Genomic DNA, 14,269 nt, shown 5'->3' on the forward strand with positions numbered 1-14,269 from the left:
TCTGATTCATTAATAGTAGGGTATTCGAACGGATTGTTGTATGAAATACAACAATTGTTCCGTTAAGCGGCTCGGAAGAGGAGAAATGTTGCCTTTTGTACAAAAATTTTGGATTTGAGTCAGGTTTATGAGGGAAATGTTGTATTCTGTGCAGGATTTTCATAAAAATCGCTGGGATATAGGCGGGGGTTCGCATAAAGCAAAAAAACGAGCCCCAAAGGACTCGTTTACTTAGAAATTGATATGGCGTGCAGTGGTTAACCTGCTGCACGGCTGCTCAGGCTCACCGGTCACGTCCGGCGAAATACTGCAGCAGGATCTCCAGATCGGCATGTGCCGGGAAGCTGGAGAGCTGCTGCACGATCGCTGCGGCCTTGGACAGGTAGTCCTGGCTGACAGCTTCTGTGCGGGCCAGAGCGTCGCTGTTCTTTACCAGCTCCAAGACATGCGCAACCTCTTCGGAAGAAGAAGAGGGGCCAATCCGGCGGATCACTGGGGCAAGCTCAGGGTCCTGCAGGGCGAAAAGTACAGGCAAGGTAACCTGGCCATGGCGCAGGTCGCTACCTGCGGGCTTGCCGAGCACATCCGCCGACTGGGTGAAGTCGAGGATGTCATCCTGAATCTGGAATGACATGCCGAGCGATTCGCCGAAATTATAGAGAAGATCGGCGACTTCTTCGGTGCTTTCTGTGGATAGTGCACCTACCCGCAGGCAGGTAGCCATCAGCAGCGCTGTTTTGTTACGGGACTTCTCCAGGTATTGCTCAAGTGTCAGGTTGTAATCAAAGGCATGCTCCATTTGCTGGTATTCCCCCAGACATAACTGGGCAGTGGCCACAGAAGACAGATCGTGAACGTAACGATTCTTATCACCTGAATACTTGCTTAGCAGCTCGATGACGCGGGCGGACATATAATTGCCGATATGCACAGCGGATAGGATGCCGGTCTTGGTATGCAGCGCAGGCTCGCCCCGCCGCAGTTCGGCGTCGTCAATAATATCATCATGAATCAATGAGGCGGCGTGGATGAATTCAGCGGCTGCGGATAATTGCAGGGTTCTGCGTCCGGCCGGCTTGCGTCCGAACCGGCTGCCGACTATGACCATCAGCGGGCGTAGCCGTTTGCCGCCGGAGCCGGTCAGTTCAAGAATACTCTGCGCCAGCAGCGACTTTTTGGGAACATCCTTATCGCGGGTCACCAAATTCTTAATTTCACGGTTAATTTCATTGAGATCAATATGCAAGGCTTCGTGCAGCTTCATCTTTTGTGTTCCCACCTGTCAAATGGCTTTGCTTGTGCGGCTTCGCTGTCTGCGCTCCTGAATGAGGAATTCATCAAACCCCTGGGCCGGATCCTGTTCCGTGAAATCTCCATTTGACCGTCCAATTTGCATTTTTTTGATTGAGGGAGCCAAATAAGCAACCAGATCCAGCTCTCGGCATTTCACTGCAAACTGCAGGTAAAAGCTGTATAGGTAATCTCCATCCAAAATGCTGCGGGTCAGGTCAGGATGATGTGGGACACATTCCATATGGCGCTGTGCAGCCACGGTAAGAATGGTATAAATACCTAGCAAATGGACTTTGCGGTCATATTCCAGATCATGGCGTTCCAGTACCGAGAGCAATTGCTCGCATTCTGCCGGAGAGAGATACAACTGAATTCCGGCGATCGGGGACATTTCAGCCTGAAGCATCCGGAATGTATCTTCAATGAGTTTTTTGTTCACAAGATTCTCTCCTTCTTGTCGGTTTTGCCGGAAGAAACCACAGCCCTGATTATCCCTACAAAACCATTCTGTACATCTTTATGCAGATATGTGCTTTCACCTTGTTAAACAAGGAGAGTAATGTGTCCTAGGGACACATTACTCTTAAGAACATCATATTCAGCTTGCAGCAGCGCAGCATGTGCATACACCGCCACTGTAATAAGTTATACACTTACTAAGAAGTTACCCGTATGATCAGTCGGTAAACAGATACCAGCGCCGGACGAGTGGAATCCTCTTCCACTGCTTCTTGAGCCAAGGAAGAACATAGTAATCCAGACCGAACACGCTGCCTGATCCGCCGATGCAGGCAATAGCCGCCGCAACGTACCAGAGCATTTCTGTAGCTGCCATCTTGGTGGTCCAGATCATGACCGCCATACCTATAGTAGCCAAGGAAGAAATAGCCGTGAACAAACCAACGATAAGCATAACACCGAAGACGATTTCGGCACAAACCATGCCGATTTGGAACCATTTAGCCAGGAAGGTGTAAGAACCGTCCGGGTTGTAGAACATAAGATCCATGAACCAGTTAGAAATATCATAGATGAAACCTGGAACCGGCAAAGCCGATACTGCTTCTTTGGCAGTGGATACTGCGGAAGCTGCAGATTGGGCATCTACGGTGTCTTTAACGGCATCCACAGCCACGCTGGCTGCAGAAGTAGCATCTGCATAAGGAGCTGCAGGAATCAGGAAGATCTTATTGGGATCAACCCAGATTTTTCTGATCTTCTCTATACCTTCATATAGCCACATACCACCCAAAAGCATACGGAGCGGAACGAGCCAGAAGTTCGGCGAGCGCTTGGAGAAGTATCCGCCGACAAAGCTCTTGCGGTTCTCAACATGGAAGAACTCGTGCATCATGTAAGTCCATACTTTGTTGAAACCCACAACCTGGGACAGGTAGAACATATTGATGAAATGTTTGGACAGCATAGCCATGAAGCCGGTCAGCATGAAGAATTTGCCCGGAAGACCAACGTTCGCTACACCGTAGCGGCTGCCGATCGAAACCATGGTGCCATGGAATCCTGGTTTGTAAGCTTTTTTAGGCGTGCCCTTGATATCGGCAGTAATATTGCCCGCGATAACAGGTGCAGCTTGTTCAGCATTCTCAACCATTTGTGGAACTGGACGTTCTTCGCCTTCAGGGATGAAGAAGATGTTATCCCCTACAACGTATACGTTCTTATGGTCAACACTTTCAAGGTGTTCATTCGTAACAATACGTTTGCGGCCTTGCTGCTGAACATCAAGACTGCCAACGATTTCGGAGCCTTCAACACCGGCCGTCCAGACGATAGTCTGAGCATCCACGATGTTCTTTTCGCCGAGGGCTACAGAACCTGTGCCTACCTCGGTGATTTTGGCGCCGGTAACAATTTCTACATTCATCTTACGCAGGCGGGCTTCGGCTTTCTGAATCAGCTTCTCTGGAAGGATAGGCAGAATCTTCGGAGCCATATCAGCTACAATCAATCTTACTTCGGAAGGATCAATGAAGAATTCCTTACACAGTTCTTCACGTTGCTCAGCCATTTCACCAACCAGCTCGACGCCAGTGAAGCCGGCACCGATGATTACGAAGGTCAGCATGGAACGGCGTACTGCCGCATTCTTTTCCTTCGCAGCTTTGGTGTACATGTCGCGGATTTGACGCTTCAGGGCAACTGCATCGTCATAAGACCAGAAGGAGAAGGTATTCTCTTCAGCTCCGGGAATTCCGAAGAAGGTTGGTTTACTTCCTGTGCCGATTACCAGGTAATCATAAGCATAGGTAGCTTTGTCGGATTTCAGCTTCTTGTTCTTGAAATCAATGTTGCTGATTTCGTCGAGAACAACATCCACTTTCAGGCCGGCAAAGATTTTCTTCAAGTCAATTTTGATCGAATCCTCAGGTGCGCGATTCGCAGAAACCTCATGCAGCTCAGTCAAGAGAGTGTGGTATGGATTTCGGTCGATCAGTTTGATTTCTACATCTTTGTCGTTCTTAAATTTCTTTGCCAGTTTCTTAGCCGTGAGTACGCCGCCGTAGCCGCCGCCCAAAATGACTATTTTCTTCAAGAGAAACTCACCTCATTCGTCTGATTAGCTGCAAAAGGATAGCGAATAATTATTTCGCGCCTTCAAGTGCTTTTTGTGCCAGTGTGAAATATTCACCAACGTGGATAGATACGCCGGAAATTGCATCTGTTTTGCCTTCAGCATCCAGGGTAGGAGCTGCGCCTTTATTTTCAAGGAAGTATTTCTCAGCAAGAGCGATTTCTTCGTGCCATTCAGCAGAAGCGCCGCCAGCTTTCATTCCATACTTACCGTCTACAGAATATTGTTTCTTATCATCGCCTGCAGCATTCACGCCGCTGAAATTAACAGCTACAACGTTACCGCCGGCAACGGATACAGCTACAGTGGATTTCCAGCCGGATTCAGCATCCATTTCGCCTTCAGCTTTGTAACCGCCGTCTTTGTAAGGACCCACTTGTACTGGACCAGCAGCAAGAGCAGCTTGAGCAGCGCCTACGAAGTCACTAACATGTACAGATACGCCGGATACAGCGTCAGTATGTCCTTCAGCATCGAAAGCGAGTGCTGCCGGATCTTGTTTTTCAATCAGGAAAGCTTCAGCTTTAGCTGCTTGTTCATGCCATTCGGATTGAGCACCGCCAATTTTAACCAAACCGTAGTTGCCGTCTTCAGATACTTTTTTCTTCAGATCGCCGGCTGTTTTGGTATTGAAAGCATTCCAGTCAGCTTTGGTGATTTTGCCGCCTTCTACAGTAAGCAGAACGAAAGTCTGCCAGCCAGTTTCTGCATCAACATCAACTGTTCCGTAGTAGGTGCCGTCTTGGTATTTGCCTGTTTCTGTTCCAGCGTTAGCTGCAGGAGCATTTGTTGCGTCAGCAGCAGGAGCAGTGGTCGCAGCAGCAGGTGCATTAGTTGCAGCAGCGTTGCCCGCATTGTTGTTGTTACCACAACCCGCGAGTAAAGTGCCAAGTACCAGGGCGCTCGACAAGATTACAGAAGCTTTTTTCATTTTGATATGACCTCCAAGAAAATAGTTTAAAATATATATATTAAAATGTAAAACATTTTAATAGTAATTGGAAGTGATAAAAATCACTTTATAAATGACATTTGTCACTTTGGAATCGGTCTTAGGTCCCTTTTTGTAGCAGGCATACGACATATATCGGCAGGTAATAAGAAAAAATTTAATTATCTCGTTTCTTGTTCGATGGCATTCTAGCACAAGCTGGGAAATACTCATGTGAAAATAATCACTTAAATGATAAATAAATTTACTTCTGAAGTATATCAAATTTTAAAATATATGAACAGCTTTTTAAAAGACTATTATGTGACAAACTATGACTTTATTTGCGGTTTGCGCTGCAGTTCCATTATGGGGGCCTGTCCCGGGGGTTAGGATTCACACAAAGGGCCAACGGGTAATAATTCACTGAGAATTATTAGCTTGTGCCAACAATAACCGACAGCTAAGGAGATGAGCTTGTAATGGACAACAATGTGCTAAAAGGTAAATGGTTGCAGATCAAAGGTGAAGCCAAGAAGCAATGGGGCCAACTGACGGATGATGACCTCGATGTAATAGACGGCGAAAAAGATAAACTGGTAGGTAAGCTTCAGGAGCGTTACGGGCATTCCAAGGATGATGCAGAGGCGGAATACCGCAACTGGGAGCAGTCGATCCGCAGCTAAACGAAGAATATGGCCAGGCCTCAGATCAGATCATCACAAATGCAGGGAGAGGCGGATGTCTATGAATAATTCCCTCGTCGTTACAGGCCGGATTATTGAGATACATGCTGACCGGGTGCTGACACAGCAAGGAGATACCATCAGCACCTACCACCCCCGGTACTATATACTGCCGGAAGCAGAGACGTGGACGCCGGCCGAAGTTGATCTGGATGAGGCACCTGTTATACAGCTTGGCGGCAATGGCGGAGCTTCCGTACCCAAAAGGCGCTGGAAGGCAATGATACCCTGGTTCACGCCGCAGAAGAAGAGCGCAAATCGTATCTGATTTGCGCTCTTCTTCTGCGGACAGGCACAAGGGAGACTGCGTTTAGAAAGACTACCTCTTATACATATGCCATAGCACTGTGGCTTCATGATTTCATTCCTCTATGATAGTATAAATAATAATCGCTGTTATATCATTTTTGGCTGCAGGAGTGAGGCTATGGAATATGTAAAAATATTTTTTGTGAATACCGCTTTGCTGATTACATTGTCTTATCTGGCAAACTTAATATACAAACATACGGTGACCTATGCTTCTGAACCTGTGAAAAAAGTAAGCTGGGTCCTGCTCGCGATCTTCGCCGGGTGGGTAAGTACAATTTTCGGATACAGGCTGGACGAGCATGTGATTTTTGACCTGCGGTTTGTGCCGCTTATTATTTCTACACTGGCTTATCCCCAGCCTCTGGTTCTTATCATTATTGGTGTCGGCACCGGGCTTACGCGGTTGACCTTCGGGGTTACCGAAGCAGCTGTGGTAGGCGTGCTGAATTTATCTATCCTCGGCTTTGTCTGCGCCGGCCTGAGCCTCTGGATGCAGCGTTCTTCTGCCTCTGTGATCCAAAAGGGACTGATTGCTGTCCTGGTGGTAAATGTAGTGAATGCGTTGAATATTACGGTATTTGGAGTTATCCCGGCGCAGGAATACATAACGGATATTCTGCCGGTCACGTTCCCGGCAGGCTTTGCTCTCAGTGTGCTGTTTGCGCTGATTATCCGCGACTTCCAGCTGGATCTGATGCGCACCGGACAGATTGTTAGAGCGAATGAGCTTTTGTCAGAGCAGACGGAGGAGCTTCATAAGAATAAAATCGTGCTGGAGGAGCGGGCCAAACAGCTGATGCTTGCCTCGCAGTTCAAGTCGGAGTTCCTGGCCAATATGTCCCATGAACTGAGAACACCGCTTAACAGTATCATTAACCTGTCCCAGCTAATTGAAGAAAGCGAAGATGAACTGAGTGTGGAAGAGCTGGCAGAATACGGCGGGATCATTCACCGCTCGGGTGAAGACCTTCTCTCGCTTATTAATGATATTCTGGACTTGTCCAAGGTAGAAGCCGGGAAGCTGGATATTATTAATGAAGACTTCAATGTCAGTGAGATCCCTGATCTGCTCCTTCAGCAGTTCAGTGTGGTAGCCAAACAGAAACAGCTGGACTTCGATATTTCACTGGATGCAGACATGCCGGGGGTTATCCATACGGATCCCCAGCGGGTGCAGCAAATTCTCCGCAATCTGCTCTCAAATGCCTTCAAATTCACTATGACAGGCGGTGTATCGGTGAATGTCCGCGTAGTGGAACGGCAAGAGGGGCTCTCCTCGCGGAAATGGGTCGCCTTTGAGGTGCAGGATACCGGGATTGGTATTCCGCCGGAGAAGCATGATCTGATCTTCGAGGCATTTGAGCAGGCGGATACAAACATCGGCCGCAAGTACGGCGGAACAGGGCTGGGCTTGTCAATCAGCAATGATCTGGCCAGACTGCTTGGCGGGTTCATTACTTTGAACAGCCGCGAGGGACAGGGAAGCTTATTCTCCCTGTATTTGCCGCTTTAACCCCAGAGAATGGGCAGATTCCGGGCTCCAACTTTATTTGTGATTTCGGTGTATTGACAGGAGATTGATGCGGAGTAGAATGAAGCAAAAGCCGCATCAAAGGAGTGTTATCACCCCATGAACATCATGAGAAACCGGCCCCTGCGGAACCGTTCCAAGGAAGTCCGCAAGGCCTCGATACATCGTAAGAATCTGCAGATCGCTACCTTTGAGGGGATACCAGCCACAATATTTCAGGTGCTGCTGCAAGGGCAGTTCCTGACAGGCTTTCTGTTATATTTAGGGGCGAGCTCCAGCCAGATCGGATTCGTTCTGGCGCTTACCACCCTGGTGAATGTGGCACAGATTGGTGTAGCTTTCCTGATCCAGAAGCTGCCGAGCCGTAAATGGGCTATGGTTACTTTTATTGGCCTGCACAGACTGCTCTGGGGATCTACCGGTCTTGTGCCGTTCATTTTTCCGCAAGAGTATTGGGTTACCGCTTTCATAGTTATGTATACAATCGCTTTCATTGCCAATACGGCAGGCGGCGTGCTGTGGAGCTCCGTCATTAGTGACCTGGTTCCAGCGCGGGTCAGAGGCCGGTATTTCGGCATCCGTAATACATTGCTTAATGCGCTTGGAAGCCTGGTGATGTACGGAGGCGGCATTATTCTGGACCGTTATCCGGGCGGACACGGGTTTCTTATCCTGTATATTATCGTATGGATTTTCTCGCTTTCCAATGTTATTGTGTTCTTCTTCTACCCTGATGTCCCGTTCGAGAAATCAGAAGAGACAGAGTTTCTGCCGATGTTTAAGAAGCCGCTTCACGATAAGCTGTTTATGAAGTCTACGCTGTTCCTGGCCGCATGGCTGCTGCTGCAGAATTTGACCGTGCCGCTGTATTCCTATGTGATGCTGCAGCTGCTTCATATCAATTATGAGAAGCTGTCGCTGCTGAATGTATCGCAGACGATCTTCATGATGGGCAGCTTCTATGTGTGGGGGAATCTGAACGCCAAGTACAGCAACAAACGGCTGCTGCTCTGGACGCTGCCGATTATCGCAGTCTCCTCGCTGATGTGGGGCCTGCTGTCCGTATTGCCGATGCTGCCGGTTCTGTTTGCCGCGCATATTGTATTTGGCATGGGCGTGGGGGGCTTCAACCAGCTGGCCTTCAACTTCATTATCGGGGATACGCCGAAGAAGGAACGGCCGATGTATATGGCTATGTATGCGGCACTCACGGGTCTGGCAGCCTTTTTCGGTCCGCTGCTGGGCGGCCGCATCTACGAATGGATTAAGAATTGGCCCGAATGGACGCAGGTGTACGGCATGCAGCTTGTGGTAGGGACGCTGATGATCACTTTGGCGCTGCTGCTGGGCCGGCGTATTTTGCGGGATGAGTAATAAGAGGATCTGCTGAAAGGGAGGCAATCAGGGTGACAAGAATTGCGTTAGTACTGGGAGCTACGGGTCTGGTGGGCAGTGCCCTGACAGAGGATTTACTGAATGGTGACTGGGATGAAGTCCGCGTGCTTGTCCGCCGGCCGCTGAAGCTGCAGCATGCGAAGCTTCGGCAGATCCAGATCGACTGGGATCAGCTTGGGCAATATAAGGAGCAGTTCGCAGGAGTGTATGCGGTATTCTGCTGTCTGGGAACCACGATTAAGCAGGCGGGTTCACAGGAGCAATTCGAGAAGGTGGATCTGGACTATCCGCTTGCTGCTGCGGCTCTAGCCAAGGACTATGGTGTGAAGCAGTTCCTGGCAGTGTCCTCTATGGGAGCAAACGCAAAATCACGCAACTTCTATAGCCGGACCAAGGGACGGGCAGAGGACGGGTTGATTGCTGCCGGATTCCACGGCTTACATCTGTTCCGGCCTTCGCTGCTGCTCGGTGACCGCGAAGAATTCAGGCTGGGAGAACGTACCGCTTCCGTAATCATGAAGGCGCTGGATTTCGCTATGGTCGGCAAAGCTGCGAAGTACCGGGCAATCCCCGCTGCCAAGGTGGCGCGGGCGATGAGGAATATTGCCCTTGCCGATACAGGCGGTGTGCATATTTATACCAATGAAGTAATTCATGTGATCGGCAAGCACTAGAACTTCAGAGGGTTTGCAATAAGCAGACCTCAGGACTTACAATGAGACTTAAAATGATGTGTACATAACGGCCCGCTGGCCGCGTACAGCAAGCAGGAGGAGCGAGACATGAGTAAAAAGCAGGTAGCAACAAGCAAAGCCCCGGGGGCCATTGGACCGTACAGCCAGGCAATTATTGCCGGCAACTGGGTATACACCTCCGGCCAGCTTGGCATGGACCCGGAAACGGCCGCATTGGCGGACAATGTGCAGGAACAGGCGCGCCAGTCACTTAACAATGTGAAGGCCATTCTTGAAGAGGCCGGCGCATCTATGGAGCATGTAGTCAAAACAACGGTATATCTGAAGGATATGAATGATTTCGCAGCCGTTAATGAAGTATACGCCACTTTCTTTACTGAGCCTTATCCGGCCCGCAGCGCAGTCGAAGTGGCGCGTCTGCCGAAGGATGCACTTGTTGAGATCGAAGCGGTAGCACGCAAGAAATAAGCTTTACTGAAGATAGAACCCGAAATGCCGGGCTGAATCCCATGTACCTCTTTGCAGGTGCGTGGGATTTTTGCTGCGGATTAGTGTGGAATAATGAAATCGGCCGGTAAGCAGGTAATGATAAAGGCTGCCCCGTCCCTTTGCAGGAGCGGGGCAGCCTTATGTCTTTTCACCGGTATCGTTAATATCTGCTGCGGGTACGCGGCGGGGTGAGCAGCAGCCAGATGCTGTAGAGCAGCAGAAGTCCTGCGGCAATCAGCCCGGTGAAGAAAATATTATCTGTATCCTTCTGTTCGATAGCAATGGCAATGAAGGCCCAGACGAAGACGAGCGGATAAATGCTGTCCCGGTGAGGGAAGCTTACAATAACAGCCAGCACTGCACCTACACAGAGGATAATTACAGCCCAGAGTGAATCGCTTAGCCCGAAGCCGTCCCAGTTGTTCTTCTCCAGCACGATGCTGACATTAACGATGGTAGCTACAGAGATCCAGCCGAGATAAATGCTGAAGGGCAGTCTAACCAGCCATTTCTCGCCGGAGGTGGGGTCCGGGATGGTGCGGGTACGGCGGTAGATTACGATCAGTGAAACCAGCATAAGCACCATGACAACCAGCGACAGCTCGATGTACAAATAATGCCAGAGGAACAGCCAGCCCATATTAAATATACAGCTGAGCATGAACCAGATGCCTATACGCTGCACGGAATCTCTGCCTCCGGTATCACTGCGGAACTGATAAATAATGAACCCGGCAAGCAGCAGGTAGATCAGAGACCAGATGGAGAATGCGTAGCCGGCCGGTGTAAGGTAAGTATGATATCTGTCTGAAATTTCTCCGGTACTGTTCCCGCCAAGCGGCAGCGTCACCGACAGCGTATTGACGGCAAGCACGCCGAGGTACAGCAGCAGATTCCACCACTTATAAGGGTTGCTTCTTCTCATGTTCTTATCACTCCCTAAGTTAGGTTATTTAGTACTTGCCTATCCTTGGCCTACATTGAATATACCCGCTTTAACAGCAATTAAGACTATCTCCGGCAAAAAAATGACCAACAGGTCATGAAATTAACGGATAGCTTTCCGTAAGCTCGGGGTAATATGTAGAGAAGAAGAGCTAATACGGGAACGATTAAGATCAAGCAGGTAATAGCCGAAGGGGGACATGAGGCATGGAGAGCAGCGAGGCGATACGCCCCGAGAAGATGGGACCACTCGTAATGAAGGAGACCTGGAACACTCCGGGAAGCGTGGTTTCCTGGGAACGGTCGGAGAATGTCTATATCTGCCGCGGAGAATGCGCCGGGGTTGTCTTTATCTTTTTGAGCGATGATATGTTCCGGATGAAAGTCTTCCATGGTGAGGTTCCTGACCTGACCACATCGGAGGCGGTGATGAATGAGAGCTGTATCCCGCATCTGTTTCCTGTGGATGAGACGGAGGAGCAGCTGATCTTCACAACGAGCGCCATCCGGCTGATTATCGAGAAATCATCGTTTCTTCTCCGTGTGGAGAATACCTCGGGCAAGGTGATTATGCAGCAGAATCTGACCAGCTGGAACCCGCGCGGCGCAAGCCATGCGGAGTATGATATGCAGCCGGATTCACATTTTTACGGACTGGGTGAGAAGTCGAGCTTCCTCGATAAACGCGGGGAGCGTTATACGAACTGGAATACCGATGTTTTTGCCCCGCATCTGCCGGAGATTGAGGCACTCTACGAATCGATTCCGCTGCTCATTCACATGCACGGCGATCTCTCCTATGGATTATTTCTGGACAATACGGGCCGGAGTGATTTCGACATGCGCTCGCATGGCGTTGCTTTTACCATTGGCTGTTCTACGGGAGAATACGACATTTATTTCATTAACGGGCCCGAGATGAAGGATGTGGTCAAAAGATACACCTCGCTCACCGGCCGGATTGCGCTTCCTCCCAAATGGGCGATCGGCTACCACCAGTCGCGCTACAGTTATATGAACCAGCAGGAGGTGCTGCAGCTGGCACGTACCTTCCGTGAGAAGGATATTCCGTGCGACGTCATTTATCTGGATATTCATTATATGGATGAGTACCGCGTATTCACCTTTGACCCCGTCAACTTCCCGGATCCGCAGAAAATGATCTCAGAGCTCGGGGAGCTGGGTGTGCGGATCGTGCCCATTGTGGATCCCGGAGTCAAAAAAGACCCCAAATACAACGTCTACAAGCAAGGTGTGCTGGAAAAGCATTTCTGCCGCCGTCTGGAGGGCGATATCTTCTTCGGCGAGGTCTGGCCGGGGATCAGCGCATTTCCCGATTTCAGCGACAGCCGGACCGCCGAGTGGTGGGGCGACCTGCACAAGTATTACACGGACCTGGGCATCCAGGGGATCTGGAATGATATGAACGAGCCGGCGGTCTTCAATGAGACCAAGACGATGGACCTCGATGTAATGCATTTTAACAACGGCCGCCCGGTTACCCATGAGGAATACCACAATCTGTACGGGATGATGATGTCCAAAGCCACGTATGAGGGACTTGCCGAGCATATGGGGGGCGAGCGGCCTTTTGTGCTGACCCGGGCCGGTTATGCGGGTATTCAGCGGTATGCAGCCGTATGGACCGGGGACAACCGCAGCTTCTGGGAGCATATGGCGATGGCCATGCCGATGGTGCTCAATATGGGACTGTCGGGACTGGCGTTCTCCGGGCCGGATATCGGCGGGTTCGCCCATCATACGTCTGCACAGCTGCTGGTGCGCTGGACGCAAATGGGCGTGTTTTTCCCATACTGCCGCAATCATTCCTCCATCGGAACACTGCGTCAGGAGCCCTGGTCCTTCGGGGAAGAAGTGGAGGGGATTCTGCGCGAATTCATCGGACTGAGGTACCGCTGGATGCCGCATTTGTACAATCTGTTTCATGAGGCGGAAATGTGCGGGCTGCCTGTGATCCGTCCGCTTATCCTTGAATATCCGCGTGACCCGCATGTGACCAATCTGTGCGATCAGTTCCTGCTTGGCGAGAATGTGCTGATTGCTCCCGTCTACCGCCCGGATACAGATCACCGCTCGGTCTACCTGCCCGAAGGCTGCTGGATTGACTATTGGGATGGGGAGATTCACGAAGGCGGCCGTCATATTCTTGCTGCTGCACCGCTGCATATTATGCCGATGTATGTGAAGGCGGGCAGCTTCACGGCCGAAGGTCCGCTGAAGCAGTATGCGCTGGAGGACACGGAAGAGACGGTCATCTTCCATCTGTACGGGGCGGAAGCTGCCAAAGGATTCTCGGCGGCCTTCAAGCTGTATGAGGATGACGGGCACAGCTTCGGTTACCGAAAAGGTCAATATACAGAGCTTGCTGTGCAGGCTACGGGGACTGAAGGCGGTTTGGTGCTGCAATGGGTATATGGCGTGCATGATTATAAGCCGCGCCGGGAGATGCTGCGGTTTGCGCTCTGTTATCCGTTCTTCACCGTGGCTGCGGTGGACGGCCTTGAGGAGATCACCCTGGAACAGCTGAATGAAGGCAAAGAGGGCTGGGTTTATAACGGCAAGAAGGGTGCGATTATTGTACAGGTAGCGGATGCTGCAGACGGCGGGGAGCTGCGGATTCAGGCGGACAAGTAACTCTTTTAGTTTATAAAGAGCCGGCTTCCCCTTGCTTAGAGGGGAGGACGGTTCTTTGTGCTGCCTGAAAAAACAGTTTTGCCGGGTACGGATGATGCAAAGGACCGATTAGTTGGATTTTCTCCACCTGCTGGCAGATGAAGGGCCACCTGATAAACAACAGTTGGAAAAAAAGCACTTAAATTTCTGCATGTGAGCCAAGCCAGCAGTAATGGACGAAATTAAGTAGCGTTTATCCACTTATTTGATGAAAATCACTTAAAATAGCCGAATTAAGTTACATTATTCCACTTAATATTCTATTGATGTCCTTTGTAAGGACTGAAAATGAGTTTGCATAATACTGCACAAAATACAACATTCCTATCATGAAATCTACCGGAATCGGAAATTGTTGTAAGAAATGCAGCATTTTCTCTCATTCAAGCGACGTGGGGAGATAATTCTTGCATTTCATACAACATTCCCTTCGGAAGCCTTCGTATTATGGGATCAAGGTTGTAATACATACAACATTTTGGATTATTTAATCTGACCACCGCCGGTTGAGTGGTTGCGTGCTTACAATGAGTCTTAATTACGGCCATCAGAGTTAAGTGCGGCTTATAAGGTAAAGGAAATGAGGCAGGTGCTAGTGAGCTCCCAAGGTGCCATGGAGTTCTCAAGGTGCTAGTGAGTTCCCAA

The 14,269-nt window shown here is 49.9% G+C and carries 12 protein-coding genes; 7 read left to right on the plus strand and 5 right to left on the minus strand.

From position 1 onward, the window contains the following. Positions 1-283 precede the first annotated feature (283 nt). The 4 genes from P40081_RS02795 to P40081_RS02810 form a co-directional block, all read right to left on the minus strand. Positions 284-1,264, minus strand: a complete 981-nt coding sequence (locus tag P40081_RS02795; protein ID WP_042133185.1) for a polyprenyl synthetase family protein — start codon at positions 1,262-1,264, stop codon at positions 284-286. 18 nt (positions 1,265-1,282) lie between these two features. After that, positions 1,283-1,732: a hypothetical protein gene (locus tag P40081_RS02800; protein WP_039309806.1), complete on the minus strand. Its 450-nt coding sequence runs from the start codon at positions 1,730-1,732 to the stop codon at positions 1,283-1,285. Positions 1,733-1,969: 237 nt separating this feature from the next. After that, a complete protein-coding gene (locus P40081_RS02805; RefSeq protein WP_039309805.1) occupies positions 1,970-3,847 on the minus strand; it encodes an FAD-dependent oxidoreductase in 1,878 nt (625 codons plus the stop codon). A gap of 49 nt (positions 3,848-3,896) precedes the next feature. Next, positions 3,897-4,817, minus strand: a complete 921-nt coding sequence (locus tag P40081_RS02810; protein WP_042133188.1) for a hypothetical protein — start codon at positions 4,815-4,817, stop codon at positions 3,897-3,899. A gap of 482 nt (positions 4,818-5,299) precedes the next feature. On the opposite strand from P40081_RS02810, the gene P40081_RS02815 reads away from it, so the two are divergent. The 6 genes from P40081_RS02815 (at position 5,300) to P40081_RS02840 (ending at position 9,964) form a co-directional block, all read left to right on the plus strand. Next, positions 5,300-5,503, plus strand: coding sequence for a CsbD family protein (locus P40081_RS02815; RefSeq protein ID WP_042133189.1), 204 nt, complete (start codon positions 5,300-5,302; stop codon positions 5,501-5,503). A gap of 55 nt (positions 5,504-5,558) precedes the next feature. Then, a complete protein-coding gene (locus tag P40081_RS02820; protein ID WP_156118517.1) occupies positions 5,559-5,831 on the plus strand; it encodes a hypothetical protein in 273 nt (90 codons plus the stop codon). Between the two features lie 159 nt (positions 5,832-5,990). Continuing rightward, positions 5,991-7,388 carry an ATP-binding protein gene (locus tag P40081_RS02825; RefSeq protein WP_042133193.1) on the plus strand — a complete coding sequence of 466 codons (1,398 nt, stop codon included), beginning with the start codon at positions 5,991-5,993 and terminating at the stop codon, positions 7,386-7,388. A 117-nt stretch (positions 7,389-7,505) separates the two neighbouring features. Further along, positions 7,506-8,780: an MFS transporter gene (locus P40081_RS02830; protein ID WP_042133195.1), complete on the plus strand. Its 1,275-nt coding sequence runs from the start codon at positions 7,506-7,508 to the stop codon at positions 8,778-8,780. Between the two features lie 32 nt (positions 8,781-8,812). Beyond that, a complete protein-coding gene (locus P40081_RS02835) occupies positions 8,813-9,475 on the plus strand; it encodes an oxidoreductase (protein WP_042133196.1) in 663 nt (220 codons plus the stop codon). Between the two features lie 108 nt (positions 9,476-9,583). Continuing rightward, positions 9,584-9,964, plus strand: a complete 381-nt coding sequence (locus tag P40081_RS02840; RefSeq protein WP_042133197.1) for a RidA family protein — start codon at positions 9,584-9,586, stop codon at positions 9,962-9,964. Positions 9,965-10,145: 181 nt separating this feature from the next. Here P40081_RS02840 and P40081_RS02845 read toward each other — a convergent pair whose 3' ends face one another. Continuing rightward, the gene (locus P40081_RS02845) at positions 10,146-10,910 is read right to left on the minus strand and encodes a TspO-related membrane protein (RefSeq protein WP_042133200.1); all 765 of its coding nucleotides are present in this window, start codon (positions 10,908-10,910) and stop codon (positions 10,146-10,148) included. A 227-nt stretch (positions 10,911-11,137) separates the two neighbouring features. Between P40081_RS02845 and P40081_RS02850 the strand changes: the two genes are divergently transcribed. Next, positions 11,138-13,585, plus strand: coding sequence for a glycoside hydrolase family 31 protein (locus tag P40081_RS02850; protein WP_042133203.1), 2,448 nt, complete (start codon positions 11,138-11,140; stop codon positions 13,583-13,585). Positions 13,586-14,269 lie beyond the last annotated feature (684 nt).

Source organism: Paenibacillus sp. FSL P4-0081, from assembly GCF_000758565.1.
GTDB classification, from domain to species: Bacteria; Bacillota; Bacilli; order Paenibacillales; family Paenibacillaceae; genus Paenibacillus_AQ; species Paenibacillus_AQ phytohabitans.